A 26140-nucleotide genomic window follows, 5' to 3' on the forward strand; every position below is an offset into this window, starting at 1 on the left:
GCTGACGTTGTCATGCTTTCAGATGAGACCGCTCAGGGTAAATACCCAGTTGAAGCTGTTAAACAGATGAAGAAGATTATTCTTTACACTCAGAATCACGTTGGTGTTAATCCACTTGACACTGATCCAAAGGGTGACAATGAGAGCTACAACGCAGTCGCTAGTGCCGCTGTTAAATTAGCAGAAAAAATTAACGCTGACGTCATTGTCTGCGAAACTGCTTCTGGTGCCATCGCTGACTCAATCGCCGCTGAGCGCCCAACTCTCCCTATCATTTCCGTTACAAGTAGCGCCCGTGTTGCTGGTCAGCTCGCTCTCACTTACGCCAATGCTAGCTTCGTTCGTCCATACTCTGAGAATTACGGCATTGATCTAATTCAAGAGCTCAAAGCTGCTGGCTATGTTGCTCCAAAGGAAGGTTCCGATCAGGTCCTTGCAGTTATCGTTTCCGGTCAGCCGAACACCGTCTCTGGTACCGATACTATCCAGATTCGCAATATCTAATTTTTATAGGAAATTAGTTTTCATAAAATAATACCCAGCACTGGGTATTATTTTTTATACTTGCATAAAAAAATAACATCATAAATAATTGTTTTATGAAACATACAGTTATCTTTACTTTAAATGATTTTGATTCCGCCTATTCTTTTGATACCAAACAAGACGCAATTGATTATATTCATCAATGTTCTAGTCTTCTTGGTGACTCCATTACTGAGCTGAAGCAAGTTAGTGATATTAAATACGAAGCTAAGGTTGTCAAGACTGGTGGCAAGGTTAAATTTGATTTACTAGAATCCCAAGAATCTGATATTGCCTACGAGCTTGTCATCTCTGAGAACGATAAAATCATTGACACTCAACGTTTTGATAATCGCAAGTCCGCTCTCGAGTCTGTTGCAGAAAAGCTCGCTGATGAAAATTCTGAATTAACGCCAGGCTCTAGTGAAATGGGTCGATGGTATGTTATGGATGAAGAAAAAAAGATTAAAAAAATATATTCTCTCAATTTTCTATTCCTGGATCCCAATAAAACCTTGAAGAGTGCTCCAAATAAGGCTCCAGAACGTCTTGTCATGATGCGTTTTCCAAATACCGACATGCGCCAATTTATTGAAAAACAGAGGGAGTCTCTTGATTTAACCAAAGATGCAGTAAAACGTGCCAAGGCAGCTTCCGGCTCTGGAAGTATCGTGGGCGGTTTGCTAATGATGATTATTGGTGGCGCCCTTACATTTGGCTCATACTCCAGTACCAGACCAGGCGGCCGCTACTTTGTCTTCTCCGGACTCATGATTTACGGCTTCTTCTACTTTATTGCTGGCGTCGTTAGTAAGTTAAGGAAAAAATAAGCATAAAGATATATACTATAGATACTATGTTTGATAAAACTACTATCCGTGATATTGATCCGAAAAACAAAAACATTCTTGTACGTACCGATTTTAACGTGCCGATCAAAGATGGCCAGGTTACTAGCGATTTTCGCTTACGGGCTGCCCTCCCTACTATTCAATATCTAATAGACAGACAAGCAAACCATATCATCCTCATCTCTCATCTTGGTCGCCCAAAAGGTCAGGCAGACCCCTCGCTTTCCTTAGCTCCTGTCGCTCGGAAATTATCTCTCCTTCTTAATCGCCCAGTCACTTTTATTCCACATCTTACAGGTAGTCTAATAAAGGATCAGATAGATTCTCTTCCACAAGGCTCTGTGGTTCTTCTCGAAAACCTTCGCTTCTCCGCGGCAGAAGAAGAGAACAGTCTAGATTTTGCCAGGGAAATTGTCCATTCCACCTCCGCCGATCTCTATGTTCAGGATGGTTTTGCTGTTATTCATCGCGCGCATGCCTCTACGGCGCAAATTCCTCAACTTCTTCCTACTGTTGCAGGGTTTTTAATTGAAAAAGAAGTTACTAATTTAAGTCAAGTCCTTCAGCACCCAAAACCACAAGTCACGGTCATTATTGGTGGCGCCAAAATTAGTGATAAACAGCCGTTGATTGATCGTTTTTTGCCAATTGCTGACCATATTCTTGTGGTTGGTAAAATTGCCGCCGATGGCTACGTTTCTAATGATCCTAAAATCTACGTTGCTGAAGATTTTCGTCAGGATCAAGAGGGAAATAAACTGGATATTGGCGATCTATCACTATCTAAGATTCTCCCTACGATTAAATACAGTCACACAATTATCTGGAATGGCACTGCCGGCAAGACCGAGGAACCAGGCTTTGACTTATCCTCAAAAGCCATCGCCGAGGCTATTGGTCAGAAAAATCCAGAGTACAATCAGACAATTATCTTAGGTGGCGATACTTCTGGTTATGTTGAGAAACTTCTTGAAGAGCAGCCTGGCGCTTCACTAGGTCACGTCTCTAATCCTCTCGAATATAGCTTAATTTCTACTGGTGGTGGTGCCAGCCTCGAATTTCTCCTTGGCCTCCCGCTACCAGGTCTTGATGCAATTAATTAGCACTCTTATCTTGACAGTGCTAATTTTTGCTTTACAATAGAACTATGCAAGATGATTTTACAGAAATTATGAACAATTTGACCGAGAATGCCCGTTTTGCACTCCAAAAATCTGATTATTATGCCAAACGATATAATAACGGCTACATGAGTACAGAACACCTTCTCCTTGGTATCCTCTCTCAGGATACCAGTACTGGTGCCCGCTTTCTCGCGGACGAGGATATTAATCTCGAGTCAGTAGAAAAAACCATTAATCATACCGCTGTGGAGGTTCCAGGCTCCCAGATGGCTATGATGTCCCTTTCTGAAGCTGCGGTCCTTACTCTCCGTATGGCCGCCAATTTTACTAAGGAACAGGGAATCAAGATTATTGGTACCGAGCATATCCTCTATGCTCTCTTACGCCAACCAAACTCTCGTGCCAGTCTCATTCTTCAAGGCCTTAAAGTAGATTTAAATAGTCTTACTAATGCCATCGAGGAATACACTGAAAAACAGGCTGAAGACGCTAAGGTTGACCAGAAAAAAGCTGGCTTCACTCGTAAGGCTCCATTAAAATGGCTGACCAAGTATGGCCAAGACCTCACTGAAATGGCCAAGCAGGGAAAACTTGATACCGTCATTGGGCGTGATCAGGAAATTGAACGCACCGTTACCATTCTTTGTCGTCGCACCAAATCAAATCCTGTTCTCATCGGCGAAGCCGGTGTTGGTAAAACTGCCATCGTCGAGGGTCTCGCCACTCGCATTGTTAAAAATGAAGTCCCTGGTAGCCTAATTGGCAAACATATCTACCAGGTTGACCTCAGCTCTGTTGTGGCTGGTACTAAGTTCCGCGGTGAGTTTGAGGAGCGCATTAAAGGCATTATTGATGAAGCTTCCGGCAATAAAGATCTTATCCTCTTTATTGATGAGATTCACCTACTCTCAGGAGCCGGTTCTGGCGAAGGTAGTCTTGATGCTGCCAATATTCTAAAACCCGCTCTAGCACGTGGTCATATTCGTCTAATCGGTGCCTCTACTATGGATGAATATCGTAAAACCATCGAAAAAGATAAGGCACTCTCTCGCCGTTTTCAAACTGTCATCGTCGAGGAACCTACTGATACTGTTGTTCTACGTATCTTAAAAGGCGTCAAATCTCATTATGAAAAACATCATGGTGTAGTTATCCCTGATGAAATTTTAGACACTGCGATTAATATGTCCAAGCGCTACATCAATGATCGCTTTATGCCAGATAAGGTTATCGATGTGATTGATGAGGCTAGTGCCATTGCTAAGGTCGCTGCTGATAAAAAAGGCGGTGGTGAATACAAGAAACTTAAGATTGAGCGTGAAGACCTTCAGAAGAAGATTGAAGAGACCGCCGAGGCTGAGGATTTTGAAAAAGCAGCACTCTATAAGACTCGTGTAGCCAAAATTGATGAAGAGATTGAAAAACTTGAAAAAGCTGGCGTTAATGATCAGGTATCTCCTGTTCTCACCGAGGAAAATCTCGCTACTGCCATTAGCTTAAAAACTGGCATTCCTGTCTCTAAGGTCCACGGTTCTGAGGTGAAAATGCTCACCGATCTCGAAAAACACCTAGATAAAGCTGTTATCGGTCAAGAAGAGGCTATTAGGGCTGTCGCCAAAGCTATTCGCCGAGGACGCTCTGGTATTAGTGATCCAAAACGTCCAATCGGTTCCTTCTTATTTATGGGACCAACTGGTGTCGGTAAGACTGAGCTGGCCCGTGTTATTGCACGCGAGGTCTTTGGTGGTGATAATTCATTAATTAAGATTGACATGTCTGAATTTGGTGAAAAACATAATGTTTCTCGTCTTGTTGGTGCTCCAGCTGGCTATGTCGGTTATGATGACGGTGGTAAACTCACCGAAGCTGTTCGTCGTCATCCATATTCCGTCGTTCTCTTTGACGAGATCGAGAAGGCTCATCCTGAAGTCTTCAATATGTTGCTCCAGGTCTTAGAAGATGGTGTTTTAACCGACGGACAAGGTAATCATATCAAGTTTAATAACACTATTATTATTCTCACCTCAAACCTTGGTGCCGACGAAATGTATGATGATGCTGAGTTCGGTTTTGGTAATAAAGACAAAAAGAGCGATAAATTTATCGAAGAAGAATATGAGGCCAGTAAGAATGCAGCCATGAAGGCTCTCAAGAAATCTATGCGACCAGAACTTATTAATCGCCTTGATGCCATTGAGGTCTTCCACGCTTTGACTAAGAAGCAAGTTGAGCAAATTTTTGACAATATGATCTCAGACCTTAAGAAGCGTCTTGCTACTAAGTCATTTGGTCTAAAACTCACCAAAAAAGCTTCTGAATTTCTCATCGAAAAAGGCTTCGACCCAAAGAATGGTGCCCGTCCACTTCGTCGTGCCATCGAGGATCATCTTGAATCCATCATCTCCGACGCCATCATCTCTGAGAAGATTAAAAAAGGTGAGATTGCCGTTGTCGATCTTAAAGATGATAAACTCACGCTAGAAATTGAAAAGAAGGAAAAATAATCTATGAAGCATCGCGCAAGGTTTGGTAGTTTTCTCGTCAGCCTAATAATCATCGCTATCCTTCTTTGCGCCTATGCTTTTCAAGATGAATTTAAAGCGGGAGATTATGTCCTGACCGGCGATCTTTCATCTATCGCTTCCTCTCTCAATCTAACCAGTCGTGCGAAGCTCATCCTTCGTGCCACTCACCCAGAGTTGCAGGAAAAGGCTAGTTTCAATCAAAATTGTAATAGTCACAGCCAGGAGATCTATGTTCTTGGTTGCTATCGTGAAGATCAGGATCGCCTCTATGTCTACAATGTAAATTCATCTGAGATCCCTGGTGTTCGCGAGGTGACAACGGCACACGAAATGTTGCATGCCGCCTATCATCGCCTGCTTTTTTGGGAAAAGTTAGATCTAAAAGATCAGCTACAATCAGTTTACGATCATCTTCCTGCCGATTCTGATCTTCGCACTTCTATGCAAAATTATCATCCTGACGAATTTTATGATGAGCTGCATTCTCGCATTGGTACCGAGGTTAAAGATCTTCCCGCACCACTTGAGCGTTATTACCAGAGATATTTTACCGATCGTCAGCTAATCGTAAAATTTAACGAGCAATATCACAATGTCTTTACTGAGCTTCAGCGCCAAACCGATCGCCTCAAAGAATCTATTGAAGCTAAAAAGCAATCCATAGAAAATAAAACTAAAGAATATCAAACTCAAAAGCAGCAGTTAAATGAAGTAATTTCCGACTTCAATTCACGCGCCGCTCGTGGTGACTTCAGTAGTCAATCTGATTTTAATACTAAACGCCAATCCATTGTTTCTCGTATTGATACGCTTAATCGAGAGTATGATCAATTAAAGCAGGCTATCGAGGAGCTTAACTCAGAGATCGCAAAATATAATCAAAGCATCTATCATAACAATGAACTCATTGATCAGATTAATTCCAATTCCATTCCTAAAGTCGATAAGGGTTTATCCAATAGTTAATAAATAAAGGAGTAATATGAAAAATCAACTAAATAAAGCAAACGACTATCTCGTTCCTACTGTTATCGAGACCACTAATCGCGGTGAAAGATCGTACGATATTTATTCGCGTCTCTTAAACGACCGCATTATTTTTATGGGCGAAGATGTGAATTCCCACACCGCTAATCTTGTAATCGCGCAATTACTTTTCCTAGCCCACGAAGATCCTAAGAAAGACATCAAGCTCTACATTAACTCTCCTGGTGGCTCAGTTTATGACGGTCTTGCTATTATTGATACCATGAATTATATTGAGCCAGATGTTCAGACTATCGGTATTGGCCTGCAAGCCTCTATGGGGGCTATGTTACTTAGCTGTGGCGCCAAGGGCAAACGTTTTGCTCTGCCAAATGCTCGCGTTATGATTCATCAGCCAAGCTCTGGCACTGAAGGTAAAATTACCGACCAGGAAATCATGTTAAAGGAAGGTATTTTCTTAAAGAAGCGCCTCGCTGAGATTATGGCTAAGAATACTGGTAAAACCGTTGCTCAAGTCATCAAAGATATGGATCGCGATAATTGGATGTCCGCCGAAGAAGCCAAAGCATACGGCATCATCGACCAAGTTATCGAAAAGTAATAGACTTAATCAAAACTTATGAAAACAATTTTTATCGCAACTGGCAACACCTCTAAACTTCAAGATTTTGAGTTATATTTAGGTGATAACTTTAATATAGAATCGCCAAAATCCCTCAATATTAAAATCAATGTCCCGGAGGGCATCAATTCAATTGAAGACAACGCAATAGCAAAAGCACGAGCTTACGCCTACAAGACTGGGTTAGTTAGTATTGGTGACGACACAGGTTTCTTTATCGAAGAGTTAAACGGAGAGCCTGGAGTTGCCTTAAGGCGCTGGGGAGGAGAATTGCCTGAAGAAACTACTGGGGCTGAGTTTTGGAAATATCTTCAAGAAAAAACCAAAAATCTGAACAATTACAAGTGTTATTTTAAGCAATGCGTTGCTGTTGTTTCGCCATCGGGAAAAACGGAATTGGTATACAATATCAACCACGGAATTCTTAATAAAGAAAAATTGAAATTGCCATACAACGGCACGGAATATCCGTTGGCGGCAGCGTTCGAATCAGAAAACCGTAAAAAGACTTGGGATGAAATGAGTGATCAGGAAAAGAAAGATTTTGACAAGGTTTTTATTAATGAATTAGTAAAAGCAATCGACCAAGTCATCGAAAAGCAATAAAAAATATCCACCAACTCGGTGGATATTTTTTAAGTCTCCTAGCTTCTATTTTTCTTGATGTAGGTATCCTCTTTTTCCATCTGCGCCTTTAAAGTGTATTCCTTACATTTTCCATTAGAACAGTTCGCTGCTTCATAAGAATATGTACTTCCTTCACGTCCCAAGTTTACTCCACCTGGATCCGTAAAAAGGCTTGGATCCATCACTGTCAAATTCTCCTCAGAGATTTTCTCAGGGTAGTATCCATTCTTTGCGTGGAAGCCCTCCTCAAGTGCATAATACATGGCATTAATCGCCTCTTTGCGCTGTTCATCGCGGTGCATCGCATCCAAATTCAGCTTCTGTAAGAAGAATAGCACAAGTAACAGGGAAGCAAAAAAGATTACCACCACCAATTCAATAATCGTAAACCCCCTCTTTGTTTTTTGTTCAACCATACCCATATTATACACGATTTTCTGCTAAGAACTTTTTCACCTTCGGGGCGATTGCTGCAAAATGTGGCTGTTTATAGAATTCTTCCAGGTCAACCCACTGAAAACCATCAGATTCATTTGGATCGATTATTATTTCTTGCATTTCATTTATGTCAAACAAATAACCAAAATCATGATGCAAGTGTGCTGGCTCACCCTTTTTGGGATTTTCTGGAATCTCATGAGTACTAATATGAAATGGCACCAGTGGGTCATCTGGAAGAACTGCGAGATAGTTTATTTTATCCAAATCAAGACACCCTGTCTCTTCTTCAAGCTCTCGTAGTGCTGCTGCAAATGGCGTAGCGTCCTCTTTTTCGATATGTCCACCCGGTTGTAACAAAATATCTAAGGACTTATGTTTTAAGAGCAAAATTTTGCCAGAATTAGGGCAGAGAATAAAAGCTGAGGCCGTAAAATGGCCATCCGAGTTTTTTCTATCAAATATCCTTTCTTCATCCGTCCCCGCCTTTTCGGCCAGCTTCCTTGCCATCAGCAGATCTTCTGCTTCTTCCGGATAAAGCTCCAAATATTCGTTAATTAACTCTCTTATCATAAATTTATTTTACCACTAAAGCCTGCTATAATTTTAGTATGGGAAAAAACACTAGCCAGTTTGTCTGTCAGAATTGTGGAGCCAAATACTCAAAGTGGGCGGGTCATTGTAATAACTGTGATGCCTGGAATTCCATCATTGAAGATCTTGTGGTTAGTGAAGCTAGTGGAAAAAACGCCATCTCTCAGGCCAAGACTAGTGGCCAAATTCTTAAATTCACAAAGATTAATGAGATTACGGTTACTAGCGACAAGGAACGTCTTAAAACTGAATTTCCCGGCCTCAATGAAGTACTTGGTGGCGGTATTCTACGCGGTTCCGTCACACTTCTTGCCGGGCAGCCGGGAATCGGCAAGTCCACTATTTTAATGCAAATTTGTGCTGAAGTTGCCAAAAAACATCAGGTACTTTATGTCTCTGGTGAAGAGTCGGCCAGTCAAGTCAAAATGCGTGCCGCTCGTCTCGGTGCTGATTCTGATAAGTTGGTTTTTGTCAGCTCTACCTCTGGTAATGATATTGCCAAGACTATCCGTGAAGGTGACTTTGATCTTGTTATTGTTGACTCAATTCAGACTCTTGCCATCAATGAAATTTCTTCCGCACCCGGCACCGTCTCTCAAATTACTAATGCCGGCAACCTCATCATCCAGGCCGCCAAGTCCACAGACACCGCTGTGATCATTGTCGGTCATGTCACTAAGGAAGGTACTCTTGCTGGTCCAAAAGTGCTTGAGCACCTCGTTGATGTGGTCGTTAATTTTGAGGGCGATCGTTATGGTGGCTTTAAAACCATCCGTGCCGTGAAGAATCGTTTTGGTCCCACCTCTGAAGCTGCGATTTTTGAAATGAACGAAAAAGGCTTAAGCGAAGTGCAGAATCCTTCCGCCGCTCTACTCGCCGAGCGTCAAAATACTGATGGCTCGATCATTCTCGCCACTCTAGAGGGTACTCGTCCACTTTTGGTTGAGATTCAGGCACTTTGTACCACCACTAACTTTGGCTATCCTAAACGCGCCGCTTCTGGTTTTGATCTTAACCGTCTCAATCTCCTCATTGCCGTCATCGAACAGCGCACCAAACTAAATCTCAGTGATAAAGATATTTTCTTAAACGTGGTTGGTGGTATCAAAATCAAAGATTCCGCCGCAGACCTTGCAGTCTGTCTTGCCATCGCCTCTGCCGCCGCCGGCCGTAAGCTCTCCGAAGAATATGTGGTCTTTGGCGAGGTTGGACTTGGTGGCGAAATTCGTTCTGCCTTCCGCCCTGATCAGCGAATCAATGAAGCGAAGAAGCTCGGGTTCAAACACGCCATCGCTCCCGCTACCATCCGCGATCCCTTCGTTATTCCTGTCAAGGATCTTCGTTCCACTCTGATCCAATATGTTAATGAATAAATATATCACCAGATGAATAATAATTCTAAAATTTTCGCCAAACAAATCTCACTTCAGCTTCTCAAAAATCAGGAAACTAATCCATGCGTATTCTAGGAATTGACCCTGGTACTGGTATCTGCGGCTTTGGTGTTATTGAGATTAAGCAGCAAAATGGTCGCACTACTGGCCGTGCTAAGATGATTGATAATGGTGTAATTACTACTCCCGCCCACACTCCTCTTCAGGAGCGTCTCCTCGATATTTATGAGTCACTTCATGAAATCATTAAACTAGATCAACCTGACTGCGTTAGTATTGAAAAACTTTTCTTTACTAAAAATATCACCACAGGTATATCTGTTGCTGAAGCTAGGGGTGTCGCCCTTCTTGTTTGTCGGCAGCATAATCTTCCTACCTTTGAATATACGCCAAACGAAATTAAAAAGACCATGACTGGTTACGGTAGTGCCGATAAGAAACAAATGCAGGAAATGGTTAAGCTTCACTTAAATCTCTCCGAAGTGCCAAAACCAGATGATGCCGCCGATGCTCTTGCCGCCGCCATCACTCACTCACTAATGCATCTTGGGGAATAGTAAAACCCTCGCTCGTAACATCATCAGTTTGTTCCGCCTTTAGCTACATCTACACAAAAAATAAGCCCCACGTGAGGCTTATTTTCTAATACACTCTTAGTAATTAATTGCGCGAATCTCAAAGAAGGCCTGAGGATGGGCACAAACTGGGCAAACTTCAGGCGCTTCTTCGCCTACAAAAGTATAACCACAGTTGCGGCACTTCCAGACAGTTACTTTGTCTGACTTAAATACGACGTCATCATCAATATTCTTCATTAGCTTCAAATAACGCTCTTCATGGGATTTTTCAATCGCCGCCACACCTTCAAACTTGGTTGCAATCTCGATAAAGCCTTCTTCGCGTGCTATTTTTGCAAACTCGGCATACATCTCAGTCCACTCGTAATCTTCACCAGCTGCTGCCGCCTCAAGATTACTTCTCGTGTCGCCCACTTTTCCGCCGTGAAGGTATTTAAACCACAGCTTTGCATGTTCTTTTTCGTTGTCTGAGGTTTCATTAAAAATCGCAGAGATCTGTTCATAGCCTTCTTTTTTGGCCTGAGAAGCGTAAAACTGGTATTTCACTCTAGCCTGCGCCTCGCCGGCAAAAGCGGTTTGTAAATTCAAATAAGTCTTACTGTTCTTGAAAGTCTCAGTATCAATATCAGACATATAATCCTCCTTTAGTTAAACATAGATGTTACAATATATTATATAATACAGAACCCTCTAGCGCCAGCAGATAAAAGAGTAACCCGGAAGAAAGGACGACCATGGCAATTGAACGCGTAATTGATAATGTCTCGCATCAAGATGATGCTGAAGAGCAGGTGATTGAAGTCAGTCTACGTCCGACTAGTTTTCAGGAGTATGTGGGGCAAGAACGCCTCAAGCGCAACCTTAAAATTGCCATCGACGCCGTCAAAAAACGTGCCGACGGAACTTCGCTCGATCATGTTTTACTATATGGCCCTCCGGGTCTTGGTAAAACCACCATGGCTAACGTCATTGCCCATGAACTTGGCGCCAATCTTCGTGTTACCTCTGGTCCTGCCATTGAGCGTGCTGGTGATCTCGCCTCTATCCTCACCAATCTTCAAGATGGCGACGTTCTTTTTATTGACGAGATCCACCGTCTGCGTCGTGCAGTTGAGGAGATTCTTTATTCAGCTATGGAAGACTACAAGCTCGATATTGTTATTGGTAAAGGTCCGGCCGCTCGTTCCGTTCGTCTCGATCTCCCTCATTTTACCGTTATCGGCGCCACTACTCGTACTGGCTCTCTTGCTGGTCCGCTTCGTGACCGCTTCGGCATCACCCACCGTTTAGAATATTATAAGGTTCCAGAAATTGAACAAATTGTTTCTCGTACCGCTGCCATTTTAAATACTGAAATCAAGCCTGAGGCCACCGCTCTTCTCGCCACTCGCTCTCGTCTCACTCCCCGCATCGCTAACCGCCTAACCAAACGTGTTCGTGATTTTGCTGATGTTAATGGCGACGGCATTATTGATTCTGAAACCGCCACTCGTGCCCTCGCTCTTCTTGAGATTGACGATCTTGGCCTTGATCCCGCTGATCGCAACATGCTAGAACTAATGCTTGAAAATTATGAGGATCGCCCCGTTGGCCTCACTACTATTGCTGCTCTCACTGGTGATGAAACTACAACCATCGAGGATTATTATGAACCATACCTAATCCAGCTCGGCTTTATTGAAAAAACTCCTCGTGGCCGTCGTGTTACTGAAAAAGCTAAGCGCCACCTCGAGAAAATTAAAACCAGCTAATCTTTATCAAGTCCTTACGTATTCCGAACCACTTAAATAAATTTGCAAAAACTCCCTGAAAATGCTATAATAAATACCAATTAATTGGGACCAGATTATGGCAAAAACCTCCAAAAAACAGTTACCAGGCATCGCCTTTGAAAAAGGTGAGCATCTTGTTTTAGTAATTAAACGAACCAAGCTCATTCCTCTCGGTTTTTGGGCCGGTGCTTTTATCTGCTCGATCGTTCTGATCGCCGCAAGCATCCTTATCAATGGCGGCAGTTCATTTATTTTTAACCTTGATCCCACCTCTCGCTCTTTCTTCCTTATGATTATTCTTGTCGTGCTTGGTACTATCTGGATCGCTACTTTAATCTCCACTCATGTTTACTCTGGTAACTGCCTCTACGTCACCAATAAACGCCTTATTCAGAATTCTGTCACCTCTCTTTTCTCAAGCTCCACCAATGTGATTGATCTTGTCGCCGTAGAAGATGTTAGTTTCAAGCAATCTGGGATTTTTGAACATATGTTCAGTGTTGGTACACTTCGTATGTCCACCATCGGTTCTGAAACTACATATACCTTTGAGAATGTTGATACGCCAACTGATGAGCTTGAGATTATCACTCATCTTGTCCATGTTGAGAAAGGTGAAGCTCCAGCTGAGGCCTGTGTCGTAAATGGTGCGGCCAATACTGCATCCACCGTAATTAATTCTAGTGCTCCTACCACCGTTGTTGCCACCCAGCCAGTCACCTTTGCAAGCACTAACGACTCAGTCCCTCCAGTCATCGAAGTAATCGCTCCCAACACTCCATCAGCCGAAGGTGTTGATACTAGTAGTACAACTTTTAATCCTCCAGCCAATTAGCCCCCATAAAACAAAAAAATACCTGGCAGTACCAGGTATTTTTTATGTATATTTATCGTTGCTTGAGTGCTAGTCTAATACGCTCTTCAATCGGCAGGTTCGCATCAACCTTCGACAGTGCATCGGTCGCCTCCTTCAACGGGAAGCCGAGCGCCATCAAGGCATCCAGCGCCTCATCATTTTCTGGCTGATTTTGTACTGATACAACCTCAGTTGCGCCGTATCTTGTCGGAAGACCCACTTTGTCTTTCAAATCCACGATTACACGTTCTGCAGATTTCTTACCCACGCCTGTTGCCTTACTCACAAATGTTGCATCTGCATTAGCGATTGCGTTGCGTACTTCTTCTGGTGCCGCCAAAGAAAGAATTGCCATAGCCGCCTTCGGTCCCACTCCGTTCACTGAGATCAGCATTTCAAATATTTTCTTCGCCATTAAACTCGAAAAACCATACAGATCTTCAGAATTCTCCCTTATCGCATGGTATGTATAAAATTTCTTCTTCTCGCCCACGTTAGTTTCTTCAGAGTCAATCTGTGATAACCCAAGCTCATATCCCACTCCATGAACATCAACAATAATTGAATTTAAAAATTTTTCGGAAACTTCTCCCTCGATGTGTGCAATCATATCACTATTTTATCACAGACAGATTTTCTCTTTCAGCCATGACTTTCTTTGGTATAATAAGCGTAAAGGTTTTAAAATGGCTGAACAACTTAATCAATTCTATTCCGTAGAGAATCAAGACTCCCAGGTCGTCAATGGAGAAGCGTCGCTCTCGACCTTCTATCAGCCCGAGCTACAACAACAATTTTCTGATCCCGAACTTGATCTTCTTTTAACACTCTCTTCAAGTCTTCAAAGACAAATTGGCATAAAAATGGAAGACTTTAATTTAGACGCCACAGAACAGGATGATAGTCCTGAAGATGAATATGATGATAATGATGGCTTTGAGGAAGAAGAGAACTACGAAAATGAATATGACGACGAAGATGAGCGTATCGAATTCCGTGATAGCTACAAGAAAATCAATCAATATCCCCTCACTCCTGAAATTTACGAACGATTTCCATTTCTTCACGAACTCCCGCAAGGTGTCGCTGTTATGGGTGGCGTCGCCAGGAGTATTACTAGGCAATTTCTCACCGGTGACATAGAACCGATCCGCGACATTGATCTCGTCCATATCAATGATCGTGAAGGTGATCAACCAGTTTCTCCTGAAGAGCTAGAGCATCTCTCTCAAAAGTTCATGCCGGAAGATTATGCTTTTGGCCATGGTATCCAACCAGAGTCTTTCGAACATTACTTCCGTACTCGTGACTTCACCGTTAATGAAAGTCTAATTTTAAATAATCAGCTTTATTTTACCGAGTCTGCCAAGAATGATTTTCTGGAAAACATCATCCGACCTACTTACAAGGAATTACCAAATTATCAAGATGAACTAAGTAGTCGTCTCTTTCTCAAGGCCCTGATGATGCAAAGTGTCATCGCTGAATTCACCGACTCCATTCCGACCCTAGAAGATATTAATTATGTTGACCGTATCCGCACTTTTGATATAGCTCTAATGCTTAATAAATGCATTAGTCGTGGTGCCGAGGTCGCCCAAAGTTTTACAGCTAACCTAGTCGACTGGGATGTTATCTCAGAAGATTTTCTGGGCCGCCCACTTGCCGCTGCCAGGGACCTTCGTCAGGACTTATATAATTTTAACTACTATCCATCCGCCTATAAGCCAAATCAGGATTCATCCTCAAATGAAAAATCTGATCGCGAGATTAAGGAGTATCTCAAATCAATCAACTTTAAGGAATTTGATCTGCCAGACTCAATGTCTAGGTTTCATACCTCAGATCCCAGTATTCGACTGGCTATCAAAGAATATGAAGAAGGCTCGACCGATCAAATCCGTCTACCTATTGATAAAGTTCCGATTGATCCCGATGATTATCCAGAGCGTTTTCACGGCCAATATGAAGACTATGATTTTGACTTTATTAATTCTGAGGACTAAGCGCTTACGCCTTTAAATATCTAATCTTTTATCTTCGAGCGATATAAGACTTCGCTCAATAAAAAATAACGAATCTCTTCGTTATTATCCTGCTATATCTTGGTAGCACCAACTGGGATCGAACCAGTGACCTTAGGCTTATGAGTCCTACGCTCTAACCAGCTGAGCTATGGTGCCACTTGGCGGAAGGGACAGGATTCGAACCTGCGAAGCGTTAACTTGCTGGTTTTCAAGACCAGTGCCATCAACCACTCGGCCACCCTTCCGCTAACTATTCTAACAGATTATTCGGCGTTCGTAAATACGTTTGTTACATCGTCGAGGTCATCAATTGCATTTAGTAATTTATCAACTTTTTCTGCATCATCCTCGCTCACAGGTACTGAAGTGTTCGCAATGTAGCGAAGTTCTGCGTTATCAACCGAGAGACCAGCATCAATTAAAGCTTGTCTGACTTTCATCAAGTCAGTCGCCTCTGTAATGACTTCGATACCTTCCTCACCTTCATTAGCATCCTCAGCTCCGCAATCAAGAGCTGTCATCAAAGCGTCTTCACCTTTTTCGGCAATTTCAATCACGCCCTTCCTAGCAAACTGGAACATCACGCTTCCTGGATCAGCCATGCGCCCACCATTTTTAGATAGAGCATTGCGTACCTCTGGCATAGTGCGGTTCTTGTTGTCGGTTGCAACTTCAATAATAATTCCGATTCCAGCTGGTCCGTAAGCCTCGTAGGTTTCCTCAATCATCGCCGCCGCACTCTTGTCGGTTGCCCTTGCAATTGCGCGCTCGATATTCGCCTTAGGCATATTTGCCTTACGTGCTTTTTCAAGCACCATCGCAAGTGTAGGGTTCATCGTCGGGTCGCCACCACTTCTTGCGGCAATCGCAATCTGGTTTGCAATCTTCGTAAAAGCTGCGCCGCGTTTTGCATCGACAATAGCTTTCTGGCGTTTAGTTGTCGCCCATTTACTGTGTCCTGACATCTTTTGACCTTCCTATTTTTATAATTTCTTCTCTATATTATACCATTAAAGTCGTACGAAATCTCTAGTGATTGTCGCCATCTTATCTTTTGGTAAATTAAATTTCTTTCCAGGCTGGTAATTTTTAATAGCCTCCAAGAAATTTAGTAGTTGAGGTCTGGTCAGCGATATGTTAGCCTCAAGACAAATCGACCTCAAAATTTCAGAACTCACAGCAGATTCTTCGGCTTGAAAACAATCTCTTCTAAAAAATATCTCACCTTGTGAATTTTTCATCACTATTGTTTCTAATAGGTTTCCAAGATTTTTCTCGATCTCCTCACGTAGAATCTTCTGCTTCTCAGTAAGTTCCAACACTGCCACTTTCTTTTCTTTCTCCAGGCTTTTTAAGGATTCTCTGACTCGGTTGCGTAAATAGTCATTCTGATAATTTGTTGGGTCCTGCCGAAAACAGAGGTGATTCTCGCCCGCATAACGTAAAATATCAGTCTTGTTCATTTTAAGATCGACAAGTGGTCTTCTTATTTTGCTATTACCAAAAGGTGCCAAGCCCCGCCAGAAAGTTCCTCTAATCAAATTGATTACCACCGACTCTAAAAGGTCATCAAGGTGGTGTGCCGTACAAATTTCCCCTTGATATTTATTCGCCACATGATATAAAAAAGCGTATCTTTTTTCTCTAGCTTCTTCCTCTGAAACACCTTCACCTAGTAACAACTTTGATGATTCAAACGGTACTCCATATTCTTTACATTTTCGCATAACAAAATCCTCGTCGAGATCTGCCGACTCTCTGGTGCCGTGATTAAAATGTGCCACCAAAATATTACTAGGTTCACTCTTGTAAAACATATCGAGTAACACCATCGAATCAATCCCACCCGAAACTGCTAGAATTTTCTTCACTCTCAAATTATACCAAAATCTGCTCATTCCATCTCTACTCCATATCTGTTATAATTAACACATGAATTCAGACCATATTCGTAACTTCTGCATTATCGCTCACATCGACCACGGTAAATCCACTCTTGCTGATCGCATGATGGAAATCACTGCCACGGTCGAGAAGCGACATATGAAGTCTCAGCTTCTTGACTCCATGGAATTAGAGCGCGAAAAGGGCATTACAATTAAGCTCACCCCAGTTCAGATGCATTACAAAGGTTTTGAATTAAATCTTATCGACACTCCTGGCCACGTCGACTTTTCTTACGAGGTTTCCCGCTCGCTCCAGGCTGTTGAGTCAGCAATTCTTGTGGTTGACGCCACTCAGGGTATTCAGGCCCAAACTCTCGCCAATGTTTATCTCGCGCTCGAGCAGGATCTGACAATTATCCCTGTTATCAATAAAATTGATCTTCCAGCCGCCGATGTTGAAAAAGTTTCAAATGAGATTATTAATCTTCTTGGCTGCAAGAAAGAGGAAATTATTCCAGTCTCTGCTAAAACTGGCCTCAATGTCGAAGCGGTACTTGATGCTATCATTAATAAAGCTCCAAGTCCGAAATCCCCGCTCAACCTTGAAGCCACCGTCGTTCCTGATGAGACTCGCGCCCTCATTTTCGACTCCTATTTTGATGATTATCGTGGCGTTGTTCTCTATGTCCGCATCTTCAATGGCCAAATCAAAAAGAATGATAATATTTTTATGATGGCGTCAAAAATTAATGGCATTGCTCTCGAGGTCGGCGTTTTAAAACCAGGTATGCAGCCAAAGGATAGTCTTTCTGAAGGTGAGGTCGGCTATATAGTGACCAACCTAAAAACCACTCGTGAGGCAAAAGTTGGTGATACTGTTACTCTCCATAAGAAATCCGCCAAAACTCCACTCCCCGGTTATAAGAATGTTCTTCCTTTTGTTTACGCTGGGTTTTTCCCAGTTTCCAATGATCAGTACAAAGATCTCAAAGAGGCTATCGAGAAACTTTCCTTAAGTGACTCCGCCCTTCGTTTTGAACCTGAAAATAGTCCAGTTTTGGGCTTCGGTCTACGTATTGGCTTCCTTGGTCTGCTCCATATGGATATTATTAAGGAGCGTCTCGAGCGCGAGTTTAAACTTGATCTGGTTGTTACTAATCCTTCTACAAACTACCAAGTCCGCCTAAATTCTGGCGAGGAGCTCGAAATTAAGTCTGCCTCCAATCTTCCTGATACCAGTTATGTCGCCGAGATTCGTGAGCCATGGGTCAAGGGCGAAATTATTTTGCCAGTTTCCATGATTGGCAATGTCTTAACTTTGATTGTTGAAAAACGTGGTCTTCAGAAGAATATCTCATATCTTGAAGATCGCGCCGTCATTAATTTTGAAGCTCCAATGGCTAACTTGCTTACCGATTTTTATGATCAGCTAAAGTCTCTCACTTCTGGTTACGCTAGTTTTAATTATGAAATTTCCGACTATCGTCCTGAAGACTTGGTACGTGTCGATTTTTTGATTGGCGGCGAACGTATGGATGCTTTGGCGCTGATGTGTCACCGCTCCGAAGCAGATGCTATTGGTCGCACAATCACCAAGAAGCTAAAAGAAGTAATCCCTCGTCAGAACTTCGAGGTCGCCCTGCAGGCTGCCATCGGTGCCAGAATTATTGCTCGCGAAACCATCGGTGCCTTCCGTAAAGATGTCACGGTGAAGATTCACACGGGTGACCGCGACCGTAAGGCCAAGTTGCTTGAGAAACAAAAGCGTGGTAAAGCCAGGATGAAGCGTTTTGGCAAGATCGACATTCCATCCGAAGCCTTCACTGTTATGCTAAAACGCGACTAAGCGTGTGGTATTTATTTCTTCGACACGCTCAAGGCCGCTCGGCCAAGCTGATGGTCTCATCAATAAATACGCACACAAGAATTTTTCATCAAAAACTAGCATCTTCACAATGCTAGTTTTATTTTTAATGAGAGGACTCAATAATCATAAGTAGAATTGGTTATTGTTCCGCAATCCTAAGTCCGAGGTATTTGATTTGTATTTTTAGGTTCTGTTATTTTTTCCGAGACCATAATCTTATGGAGATGATCTGTGTTATCAGGGTTTACTATTTATTTTTCTAAGACCATAAGTTTTGAGCGTATTTTGGATTTTATAGTGGTTTAGTATTTATTTTTCTGAGACCATAAGCACGGCCGAGCGGCCTCGAGCGTGTCGAAGAAAAATAAATATAAACCTACATCAACAAATATAAACCTATCTCAATAAACCTATCTCAGATATCTATAATGAATCAATAAACTCAACCAATCGATCAATAACATTGGTATATACCTCATCACGACTTCCAATCGCTGGCACCTTAACCAACATCTTTAACTCATCGTAGTGATTAAGTACTGGCATGGTTTTTTCACGAAATTCCGCCAATCTTGTTTCGAATACCTCAATATTAGAGTCATCAGCTCGTTCTCCGCGATCGTTCAAAATCTTAGCGGCTTCAAAGCGATTTTTCACTTCTTCCTCTGTAAGATCAAGCATTACAACTGCTTTGATCTCGTGTCCACCTGCCTTTGCAGCTTCCATAATTTTGTCTTCTTCACCAGACCATCTTCCTACACTTGATAAAACCAGGGAATCATTACTTAGCTCTTCTCGCGAAAAATAAGGCAAAATTATATCATAAAAGGTATTTGTTGGAATCAGCTTTCCGCTACCAGTCATATCATCATTCTGCTCTGCCTCGTAAGCCCGAATAATAATGCCGGAAGATAAAAACTTTGCTTGAAGATCCTCAGCCAGTCGCATTCCCACCGTATCCTTACCGCTCATCGGTAATCCAAAAATGTTTAGGCTCCCAGTTTCCAGCCAACTTTTAATTTTTTCAAGTTTTTCATTCAAGTTCATTTTTTCCATATCTAATTATATCATGGCCTAGGCTTGTTGATTTTCATGTTCTCGTGGAGCCAAAACTGCCCTTTCTTTTTTAAACTGTTTATGCTATAACTGAAATATATAAGGTCATAAAAATCCCAAAGGGGAATCATATGTTTATTAAAATAAACACCAAAAACAAACAAAAATTAGCTATAAATAAATTTTTTCATTTACTCCCACCTATTCTTTTAGGCTTTGCCACTCTTATTTTTTCCATTACAACACTTTTATTTTCACAGATAAAAACTTTTGCTGCTCCCGGAACCCCTTCAGGAACGCCTGGTATCTTGGCTTTCTCAGTCAACAAGCCAACAATCGATCTCCACTTCACTAACTCTGAAATTCAATCTAATACTTTCAAATCCGACGCCGCAGTTCTATGGTGTGACGCCCCTAACCCTACGGGTTTCTCTGTATTTCTTTCCAGCATTGACGAAGATACTAGTCTAAAACACTCAGAATCATCAGTCACGACTCAGATACCGTCAATCACGGCGCCTCAATTTGGCAGCATCTCTACTCCACAAACCTGGGGCTATCGCATACCAAATAAGGCAACTGAGGGCTGGAAGCCAATTCCAAAAAATAGTAATCCAGATATCATCTATACAACCAATTATGGCGGTGCGATGAAAATTGGTGCTGAATTTGGTGTTAAAACTAGTTCCAATCTCCCATCTGGAGTTTATTCTAAGCAGGTTGTTTTTACCCTTGTCACAAATCGCGCTCCCACCACCGCTACTTTAAAAGTCGGTAAAGATTTCGTATTCGTCATTAACTCCCTAGATGGATTATCAGGTATCAAAGAATTTAAGAAAGCCTCCTCTGCTCCCGCTCCAGGCACTAGTACAAAAATTGCCTCCACTACAGATTCCGAAGTGCCTGCCTATCTCTGGTATGATGCCCCTTCAAAGACCGTCTTCTGGTGGAGTGATGCAGACACCGTGTATGCAAACGAAGACTCCAGTTCAATGTTCAACAGTTTAGGCGATGTTGAAAAAATTGATATGGATGGCATCAACACTAGTCGCGTTAAAAATATGTCCGGGATGTTTCATAGCGGTAAAAATTTATATAGAGAAATCAATTTGACCAATTTTGATACAAGTAATGTTGAAGACATGAGTTATATGTTTGCAACATATGGTATGAAAACTATGGAGAATCTTGTCCCAATCAATTTCTCCAATTTTAATACGAGTAAGGTTAAAAATATGGAGCACATGTTCTCTTATTCGTTTCTTCCATCTTTAGACATCAGAAATTTTGATACAAGTAATGTTGAAAATATGGGATGGATGTTTGATGCTCTTAATAATGTCAGAAACCTTGACTTATCAGGCTGGAATGTGAAGAAAGTTAATAATGTTCAAGGTATATTTTCTCGTTTAAATAAACTCCAGTCCTTAAATCTTTCAGGTTGGCAGATGGATTCGGTGACTGATATGCAATTTATGTTTAGCGGTCTTGCCGATCTTACTTCTCTAAACTTAACAGGCTTCACTACAAAAAATGTCACCAATATGGCGCATATGTTTGTTGGCGTAAGTAAGCTTGCAGACCTCGATCTCTCGAGCTTCGATACTAGTAAAGTTACAAATATGCAAGGCATGTTTAATAATATGGGTTCCCTCAATAATATCAACCTCTCGAGTTTTGATACTAGAAATGTTACTGATATGTCGCTAATGTTTTCGATGAATGTCGCAATGACTCCTCCAATCTCCAGACTTGACCTCTCCAACTTCGATACTAGCAACGTTACAAATATGTATAGAATGTTTACGGGGCTTTCAAACTTAACAGAACTTAAGATTCAATCATTTAATACAAAAAAGGTTACGAATATGACCAGTATGTTCTCTAGGTCCTTCATGAATCCAGCTAATGGTATTCTAGATATCTCAAACTTTGATACCAGTAATGTCACCGATATGAGCGGTATGTTCTTCTACTCTAAGCTTAAAACTATCTATGCTAGCCCAAGTTTTGTAACAACTGCTATTATAGTTTCACCAACTTCACCGAATAACCCATTCATGAACAACACTAATCTAGTCGGCGGCAATGGCACCCAGTATATTTCTCCAAATAATAGTATTCAGTATGCTCACATTGATGCACCAGGCAACCCAGGCTACTTCACTCAGAAACCATAAAAGCCTTTTGAATATGAAATTGTTATGTTAAAATTAAACAGAATCATTTAGTATAGGTCATATATGTTTTTAAGCAAAAAATACAAACACAACTTCTTGAAACCGCAGTTCCTCCTCACATCCTTTTTTGTGTCTATTCTAAGTGTTCTATTTTCTGTACATTCGTCAGTATCAGCTCTCTCTCTCTCTCTCTCTCTCTCTCGACGCCGACCGTAAATTTTCAGTTTAATCAAGCTGAGAATGCCGCCTCCGCATTTAAGGAAGACATGGCCGTGGTTCAATACGATACCGATAATAAGACTGGTTTTACCGCCTATGTCTCTAGTATTGATGAGGATACAAGTCTGAACCATACAGACTCTTCTGTGGCTCAAAAGATTACTTCAATCACTTCGCCGAGCAATGCTTCTTCCTTTAATTCCAAAAACTGGGGGTATCTGGCTGATCAGGCCTCCTTTAACAGCACTTTTAAGCCAATCCCAAAAGCAAGTCAGCCTGACCAGGCGCTCAACATTAGTCTTCCAGAACAAGCTAAATTTTTTCTACATTTTGGTGTCAAGACTGGCCCAGATCTTCCCGCTGGTACTTATTCTAAAAAGATACTAGTAACCGCCATCACAAATTATGTCCCTACCTCGGCCACATTTATTCCAGGTCCCAATGTTAATAGTGCAATTCGTAATGCTAATATAGGCCACGATGTAGAATATTTTAAGAAATCGAACATTGCTCCAGCAAATCTAGCCACAGCTACGGTAGTTTCTACTACAGACTCAGATGTTCCCATCTATCTTTGGTATGACCAAGCTGCAAGGACCATATTTTGGTGGAGTGCTGCTGATACAGTTTATGCTAATGAAGACTCCAGTCTTATGCTTGCAAACCTTAATGATAATGCAACACTCGTGCAGTTAATTGATACTCGTGGCATTGATACTAGTAGGGTGAAAAATATGCACCATATGTTTTGGACTAAAGATGGTTTAGTTAAACACATTAATCTTGATGAGTTCGATACCTCGAACGTGGAGGATATGGGCTACATGTTCTCCACTCCGTATGAAAACAATTTAACCACACAAATTGATCCTGTTGATTTTTCACGATTTAATACTGGAAGGCTAAAAAACATGACTGGTATGTTTGCCGGTTCTCATCTTCCGTCAATTGACATTAGAAACTTCAGAACTAGTAACGTGACTAATATGGAGCATCTTTTTAATGGTCTTAAAAATGTTACCGACCTAAACCTATCAGGTCTAAATGTGAGAGAAGTAAATAACATCGGCTCACTCTTTGCCAGAAACCCAGGCCGTATTTCACTCAATCTCTCAGGTTGGCAACTTGACTCTGTCCATGATATGAGCTACATGTTTAATCAATTACACGCACTTAACACCTTAAATCTTACTGGTTTCACCACCAAGAATGTTGTAGATATGAATCACATGTTTAACGAGTGTCACAACCTCACCGCTCTTGATCTCTCTAGTTTCGATACTAGGAATGTGACAGACATGAATAATATGTTCCGCGATGACTTTGCTCTTAAAAATCTCAATCTCTCTAGTTTTAGTACTAGCAATGTTACTAATATGAAGGAAATGTTTAGACATTCTGGTGTTATCTACCCACTAGATGTTTCTACCTTTGATACTAGAAAGGTCACAAATATGGACGGTATGTTTTACTGGACGCTTATGGCTCCTGAGAATGCTACTCTTGATATATCAAACTTCGACACGAGAAGTTTGACCTCTGCTCTTGGCATGTTCAACTATACAAAAGCCAAGACCATCTATGTTTCTGATCAATTTACTGTTAATAATCTAGCGCCCATCCCTCACGAGATGTTCATGTCTAACACAAACTTAGTTGGCGGTAACGGTACGCAATATGCCTATCCAAATAATAATAGTGGTTTTGCTCACATCGACGCGCCAGGCAACCCAGGTTATTTCACCCGAAAACCATAATCATTAACAAGTTATCCTCAGTTCATCCTCTAAAGCTTTTTGCCAACTAAATCCCCGCAAAATCCCTTGTCCTTGATTTTCCGCTCATGCTATAATTAATAATACTTAAGGTTATTTAAAAGGGGGAAAGGGAAATATGAATTTTAGTAACACCAAACGTGCTAACGTTTTGCGCCGGTTTCAGTTTAGTAAGATTTTCTATCTAATTCCTTTTCTCACATTGAGTTTTTTGGTCACTCTGCTTGGTATATTCGTTATTGAAAGTTCTGATCGTACCACTTTTGCTACTCCTGGCGCCCCAGGCTCCCCGGGTCATCCCGCCACTTTGATCACTTCGGTTTCTAGTCCAACAGTCAACTTTCATTTTAGCGCCGCTGAGCTTCAATCTTCCGCTTTCAAAACCTCTTCCGTTACTGTAAATATAAGTACCAACAACGAAACTGGGGCTACGACCTATCTCTCTAGCGTAGATGAAGATACAAGCTTAAATTCAACTGACCCAACAATTTCCCAGAAGTTTACAAGCATCACTTCAGAGACTAGCTCTTCTGGTTTTACTCAAAATAAATGGGGCTATCGTGCATCTACCTCTGCTCCAAATGGTAATTACAAGCCAATAGCCAAGGCTAGTCAGGCGGACCTTCTTTATACTGAAAATATTCCTAACACAGTTACTTATAATTTGGAATTTGGCGTCAAGCCTAGTCCAGATCTCCCATCCGGTACTTATACAAAGCGAATTCTCATCTCTTCTGTCACCAATCACGTCCCTACTTCCACCGTCCTTATTCCAGGCCAAAACTTCAAGAACGCAATTACAAGTCTCGGCCCGACCGGCGTAGTTAAATCCTTTAAGCGTGCTAATGCAGCCCCTCCTGCCGGGGCGGCTACGACGGTAGTCTCTACTGCAGATTCAGAAGTCCCAGCTTATGCTTGGTATGATCCAGCTGCTCAGAGTATTCTTTGGTGGAGCGACGCCGATACCGCCTATGCTAACGAAGACTCTAGTTATATGTTCCATGATATTGGCGATAATTACTCAGATATGGACTTGATTGATATGACCGGTATCAATACCAGCCGCGTCAAAAATATGTCCTGGATGTTTCATGGTGGTAAATGGATCGTTAAACATATTAACCTCACCGGCTTTGATACTAGTAATGTAGAAGATATGAGTTATATGTTCGGCAGCTTTACAATGGGTGCCAACTTCGATATTGATCCAATTGATTTTTCAAGTTTTGATACCAGCAAGGTGACTAATATGGAAGCTATGTTTGATGGATCATATTTACCATCAATCGATATTCGCAACTTCAATACTTCAAGTGTAACGAATATGAGACGTATGTTTGCTGAACAGGGTAAGTTAAAAGAGTTGGATCTTACTGGTTTAAACGTGAGCAATGTAACATATATTGATGGTTTTCTTTGGCAAACCAAAGAAAAACTGACTTCATTAAGTATGTCTGGATGGGATCTAAGTCACATTACGGACATGTCAGGATTCTTCTCCAATATGACAAATCTTGAGTATTTAAATCTTCAGGATTTTAAAACTACAAATGTTACGAATATGAAAGCCATGTTTAAAGGAACAAAAAAACTTAGAGACCTTGATCTTTTTAGTTTCGATACTAGCCAAGTTTCCAATATGTCATCTATGTTTGAGGACATGGAATCTCTCACCACAATTAATCTCTCGAGCTTCGATACAAGTAATGTTACTACAATGAACCGCATGTTCTTTATGAACGCAGAGAACCCCCCAATTACTGAGCTCGATCTCTCCAGCTTCAATACTAGCCAGGTCACCGACATGGAGCGCATGTTTGTCGGTCTTGCCTACCTTCAGAACCTCAATGTCAGTTCCTTCGATACTAGAAATGTTGAGAATATGGAGGCTATGTTCTATTACACTTTCGTCGTTAACCAAAACGATACTCAGCTTGATATCTCAAACTTTGATACTCATAATCTGAGAAGAGCCGATGGTATGTTCAACTATATGAAAGTGAAAACCATCTACGCTTCTCCAAACTTCGTTACCGACAATCTCACTCCAAATCCTGCCAACATCTTTATGGACAATAGCAATCTTACTGGCGGCAATGGTACCACCTGGGCCTGGCCAAACTACACCTCAAACTTCGCTCATATCGACGCCCCAGGCAACCCTGGCTATTTCACCCAGAAACCATAATTGAAAATTTTGGCACTCTTGTATTTTGAGTGCCAAAGCGCTATAATAT

Annotated in this window: 23 protein-coding genes and 2 tRNA genes; 16 read left to right on the forward strand and 9 right to left on the reverse strand. The window is 41.7% G+C overall.

All coding sequences use genetic code 11. From position 1 onward, the window contains the following. The 7 genes from G3KMM_RS00335 to G3KMM_RS00365 form a co-directional block, all read left to right on the forward strand. Nucleotides 1-504 (forward strand): pyruvate kinase alpha/beta domain-containing protein (locus G3KMM_RS00335; RefSeq protein WP_206660618.1); only part of this gene is annotated, 504 nt, incomplete at its 5' end. 95 nt (nucleotides 505-599) lie between these two features. Further along, nucleotides 600-1355 (forward strand): hypothetical protein, encoded by a 756-nt coding sequence (locus tag G3KMM_RS00340; RefSeq protein WP_129603916.1) that lies wholly within the window; start codon nucleotides 600-602, stop codon nucleotides 1353-1355. Nucleotides 1356-1381: 26 nt separating this feature from the next. Next, the gene (locus tag G3KMM_RS00345; protein WP_129603919.1) at nucleotides 1382-2479 is read left to right on the forward strand and encodes a phosphoglycerate kinase; all 1098 of its coding nucleotides are present in this window, start codon (nucleotides 1382-1384) and stop codon (nucleotides 2477-2479) included. 44 nt (nucleotides 2480-2523) lie between these two features. Next, complete coding sequence (locus G3KMM_RS00350) at nucleotides 2524-5004, forward strand: ATP-dependent Clp protease ATP-binding subunit (RefSeq protein WP_129603921.1); 2481 nt, start codon at nucleotides 2524-2526, stop codon at nucleotides 5002-5004. A 3-nt stretch (nucleotides 5005-5007) separates the two neighbouring features. Further along, the gene (locus tag G3KMM_RS00355) at nucleotides 5008-5991 is read left to right on the forward strand and encodes a hypothetical protein (protein WP_129603924.1); all 984 of its coding nucleotides are present in this window, start codon (nucleotides 5008-5010) and stop codon (nucleotides 5989-5991) included. A gap of 16 nt (nucleotides 5992-6007) precedes the next feature. Then, nucleotides 6008-6613: an ATP-dependent Clp protease proteolytic subunit gene (locus tag G3KMM_RS00360; protein WP_129603928.1), complete on the forward strand. Its 606-nt coding sequence runs from the start codon at nucleotides 6008-6010 to the stop codon at nucleotides 6611-6613. Between the two features lie 18 nt (nucleotides 6614-6631). Continuing rightward, complete coding sequence (locus tag G3KMM_RS00365) at nucleotides 6632-7240, forward strand: non-canonical purine NTP pyrophosphatase (RefSeq protein WP_129603930.1); 609 nt, start codon at nucleotides 6632-6634, stop codon at nucleotides 7238-7240. Between the two features lie 38 nt (nucleotides 7241-7278). Here G3KMM_RS00365 and G3KMM_RS00370 read toward each other — a convergent pair whose 3' ends face one another. Beyond that, nucleotides 7279-7677 (reverse strand): type II secretion system protein, encoded by a 399-nt coding sequence (locus G3KMM_RS00370; RefSeq protein ID WP_164998450.1) that lies wholly within the window; start codon nucleotides 7675-7677, stop codon nucleotides 7279-7281. A gap of 7 nt (nucleotides 7678-7684) precedes the next feature. Then, nucleotides 7685-8272, reverse strand: a complete 588-nt coding sequence (locus G3KMM_RS00375) for an NUDIX hydrolase (RefSeq protein WP_129603934.1) — start codon at nucleotides 8270-8272, stop codon at nucleotides 7685-7687. A gap of 38 nt (nucleotides 8273-8310) precedes the next feature. Here G3KMM_RS00375 and radA point away from each other — a divergent pair, with 38 nt between their 5' ends. Next, nucleotides 8311-9666 carry a DNA repair protein RadA gene (radA, locus tag G3KMM_RS00380; RefSeq protein ID WP_129603936.1) on the forward strand — a complete coding sequence of 452 codons (1356 nt, stop codon included), beginning with the start codon at nucleotides 8311-8313 and terminating at the stop codon, nucleotides 9664-9666. 83 nt (nucleotides 9667-9749) lie between these two features. After that, on the forward strand, nucleotides 9750-10244 hold the full coding sequence (gene ruvC / locus G3KMM_RS00385) for a crossover junction endodeoxyribonuclease RuvC (protein WP_129603938.1): 495 nt from the start codon (nucleotides 9750-9752) through the stop codon (nucleotides 10242-10244). Between the two features lie 96 nt (nucleotides 10245-10340). Here the strand turns inward: ruvC and rbr are convergent, their stop codons facing one another. Further along, entirely contained in the window at nucleotides 10341-10898 is a 558-nt protein-coding gene (rbr, locus tag G3KMM_RS00390) for a rubrerythrin (RefSeq protein ID WP_129603940.1), read from the reverse strand. Between the two features lie 101 nt (nucleotides 10899-10999). Between rbr and ruvB the strand changes: the two genes are divergently transcribed. After that, nucleotides 11000-12016: a Holliday junction branch migration DNA helicase RuvB gene (gene ruvB / locus G3KMM_RS00395; RefSeq protein WP_129603942.1), complete on the forward strand. Its 1017-nt coding sequence runs from the start codon at nucleotides 11000-11002 to the stop codon at nucleotides 12014-12016. Between the two features lie 97 nt (nucleotides 12017-12113). Then, on the forward strand, nucleotides 12114-12872 hold the full coding sequence (locus tag G3KMM_RS00400) for a PH domain-containing protein (protein WP_129603944.1): 759 nt from the start codon (nucleotides 12114-12116) through the stop codon (nucleotides 12870-12872). Nucleotides 12873-12924: 52 nt separating this feature from the next. On the opposite strand, the gene ruvA is transcribed toward G3KMM_RS00400, so the two are convergent. Then, nucleotides 12925-13503 carry a Holliday junction branch migration protein RuvA gene (gene ruvA / locus G3KMM_RS00405; protein ID WP_129603946.1) on the reverse strand — a complete coding sequence of 193 codons (579 nt, stop codon included), beginning with the start codon at nucleotides 13501-13503 and terminating at the stop codon, nucleotides 12925-12927. A 76-nt stretch (nucleotides 13504-13579) separates the two neighbouring features. Here ruvA and G3KMM_RS00410 point away from each other — a divergent pair, with 76 nt between their 5' ends. Further along, on the forward strand, nucleotides 13580-14899 hold the full coding sequence (locus tag G3KMM_RS00410) for a hypothetical protein (RefSeq protein ID WP_129603948.1): 1320 nt from the start codon (nucleotides 13580-13582) through the stop codon (nucleotides 14897-14899). A gap of 100 nt (nucleotides 14900-14999) precedes the next feature. Here the strand turns inward: G3KMM_RS00410 and G3KMM_RS00415 are convergent. The 4 genes from G3KMM_RS00415 to tilS form a co-directional block, all read right to left on the reverse strand. Continuing rightward, nucleotides 15000-15076, reverse strand: a tRNA-Met gene (locus G3KMM_RS00415). A gap of 3 nt (nucleotides 15077-15079) precedes the next feature. Further along, nucleotides 15080-15165: transfer RNA gene (locus G3KMM_RS00420), tRNA-Ser, on the reverse strand. An 18-nt stretch (nucleotides 15166-15183) separates the two neighbouring features. Continuing rightward, nucleotides 15184-15885, reverse strand: coding sequence for a YebC/PmpR family DNA-binding transcriptional regulator (locus G3KMM_RS00425; protein ID WP_129603949.1), 702 nt, complete (start codon nucleotides 15883-15885; stop codon nucleotides 15184-15186). 45 nt (nucleotides 15886-15930) lie between these two features. Continuing rightward, on the reverse strand, nucleotides 15931-16791 hold the full coding sequence (gene tilS, locus G3KMM_RS00430; protein ID WP_164998451.1) for a tRNA lysidine(34) synthetase TilS: 861 nt from the start codon (nucleotides 16789-16791) through the stop codon (nucleotides 15931-15933). A 61-nt stretch (nucleotides 16792-16852) separates the two neighbouring features. Here tilS and lepA point away from each other — a divergent pair, with 61 nt between their 5' ends. Beyond that, nucleotides 16853-18652: a translation elongation factor 4 gene (gene lepA / locus G3KMM_RS00435; protein ID WP_129603953.1), complete on the forward strand. Its 1800-nt coding sequence runs from the start codon at nucleotides 16853-16855 to the stop codon at nucleotides 18650-18652. 444 nt (nucleotides 18653-19096) lie between these two features. Here the strand turns inward: lepA and G3KMM_RS00440 are convergent, their stop codons facing one another. After that, nucleotides 19097-19729, reverse strand: coding sequence for an AAA family ATPase (locus G3KMM_RS00440; RefSeq protein ID WP_129603955.1), 633 nt, complete (start codon nucleotides 19727-19729; stop codon nucleotides 19097-19099). Nucleotides 19730-19860: 131 nt separating this feature from the next. On the opposite strand from G3KMM_RS00440, the gene G3KMM_RS00445 reads away from it, so the two are divergent. The 3 genes from G3KMM_RS00445 (at nucleotide 19861) to G3KMM_RS00455 (ending at nucleotide 26091) form a co-directional block, all read left to right on the forward strand. Further along, a complete protein-coding gene (locus tag G3KMM_RS00445; RefSeq protein WP_129603957.1) occupies nucleotides 19861-21909 on the forward strand; it encodes a BspA family leucine-rich repeat surface protein in 2049 nt (682 codons plus the stop codon). 266 nt (nucleotides 21910-22175) lie between these two features. Then, nucleotides 22176-23885 carry a BspA family leucine-rich repeat surface protein gene (locus tag G3KMM_RS00450; RefSeq protein ID WP_129603958.1) on the forward strand — a complete coding sequence of 570 codons (1710 nt, stop codon included), beginning with the start codon at nucleotides 22176-22178 and terminating at the stop codon, nucleotides 23883-23885. Nucleotides 23886-24021: 136 nt separating this feature from the next. Beyond that, nucleotides 24022-26091 (forward strand): BspA family leucine-rich repeat surface protein, encoded by a 2070-nt coding sequence (locus G3KMM_RS00455; RefSeq protein ID WP_129603960.1) that lies wholly within the window; start codon nucleotides 24022-24024, stop codon nucleotides 26089-26091. Nucleotides 26092-26140: the final 49 nt, after the last annotated feature.

Source organism: Candidatus Nanosyncoccus nanoralicus, from assembly GCF_004138405.1.
In the GTDB taxonomy this organism is placed as follows: Bacteria; Patescibacteriota; Saccharimonadia; order Saccharimonadales; family Saccharimonadaceae; genus Nanosyncoccus; species Nanosyncoccus nanoralicus.

Excerpts from the sequence above, each read along its gene's own strand:
- G3KMM_RS00350 (WP_129603921.1), top strand. The coding sequence starts at position 2,524 with ATGCAAGATGATTTTACAGAAATTATGAACAATTTGACCGAGAATGCC.
- G3KMM_RS00425 (WP_129603949.1), bottom strand. The coding sequence starts at position 15,885 with ATGTCAGGACACAGTAAATGGGCGACAACTAAACGCCAGAAAGCTATT.
- G3KMM_RS00355 (WP_129603924.1), top strand. The coding sequence starts at position 5,008 with ATGAAGCATCGCGCAAGGTTTGGTAGTTTTCTCGTCAGCCTAATAATC.
- ruvA (WP_129603946.1), bottom strand. The coding sequence starts at position 13,503 with ATGATTGCACACATCGAGGGAGAAGTTTCCGAAAAATTTTTAAATTCA.
- G3KMM_RS00340 (WP_129603916.1), top strand. The coding sequence starts at position 600 with ATGAAACATACAGTTATCTTTACTTTAAATGATTTTGATTCCGCCTAT.
- G3KMM_RS00365 (WP_129603930.1), top strand. The coding sequence starts at position 6,632 with ATGAAAACAATTTTTATCGCAACTGGCAACACCTCTAAACTTCAAGAT.
- G3KMM_RS00345 (WP_129603919.1), top strand. The coding sequence starts at position 1,382 with ATGTTTGATAAAACTACTATCCGTGATATTGATCCGAAAAACAAAAAC.
- G3KMM_RS00410 (WP_129603948.1), top strand. The coding sequence starts at position 13,580 with ATGGCTGAACAACTTAATCAATTCTATTCCGTAGAGAATCAAGACTCC.
- G3KMM_RS00450 (WP_129603958.1), top strand. The coding sequence starts at position 22,176 with ATGGCCGTGGTTCAATACGATACCGATAATAAGACTGGTTTTACCGCC.
- ruvB (WP_129603942.1), top strand. The coding sequence starts at position 11,000 with ATGGCAATTGAACGCGTAATTGATAATGTCTCGCATCAAGATGATGCT.
- G3KMM_RS00455 (WP_129603960.1), top strand. The coding sequence starts at position 24,022 with ATGAATTTTAGTAACACCAAACGTGCTAACGTTTTGCGCCGGTTTCAG.
- radA (WP_129603936.1), top strand. The coding sequence starts at position 8,311 with ATGGGAAAAAACACTAGCCAGTTTGTCTGTCAGAATTGTGGAGCCAAA.
- G3KMM_RS00370 (WP_164998450.1), bottom strand. The coding sequence starts at position 7,677 with ATGGTTGAACAAAAAACAAAGAGGGGGTTTACGATTATTGAATTGGTG.
- G3KMM_RS00360 (WP_129603928.1), top strand. The coding sequence starts at position 6,008 with ATGAAAAATCAACTAAATAAAGCAAACGACTATCTCGTTCCTACTGTT.
- G3KMM_RS00400 (WP_129603944.1), top strand. The coding sequence starts at position 12,114 with ATGGCAAAAACCTCCAAAAAACAGTTACCAGGCATCGCCTTTGAAAAA.
- G3KMM_RS00445 (WP_129603957.1), top strand. The coding sequence starts at position 19,861 with ATGTTTATTAAAATAAACACCAAAAACAAACAAAAATTAGCTATAAAT.
- G3KMM_RS00375 (WP_129603934.1), bottom strand. The coding sequence starts at position 8,272 with ATGATAAGAGAGTTAATTAACGAATATTTGGAGCTTTATCCGGAAGAA.
- rbr (WP_129603940.1), bottom strand. The coding sequence starts at position 10,898 with ATGTCTGATATTGATACTGAGACTTTCAAGAACAGTAAGACTTATTTG.
- lepA (WP_129603953.1), top strand. The coding sequence starts at position 16,853 with ATGAATTCAGACCATATTCGTAACTTCTGCATTATCGCTCACATCGAC.
- G3KMM_RS00440 (WP_129603955.1), bottom strand. The coding sequence starts at position 19,729 with ATGGAAAAAATGAACTTGAATGAAAAACTTGAAAAAATTAAAAGTTGG.
- ruvC (WP_129603938.1), top strand. The coding sequence starts at position 9,750 with ATGCGTATTCTAGGAATTGACCCTGGTACTGGTATCTGCGGCTTTGGT.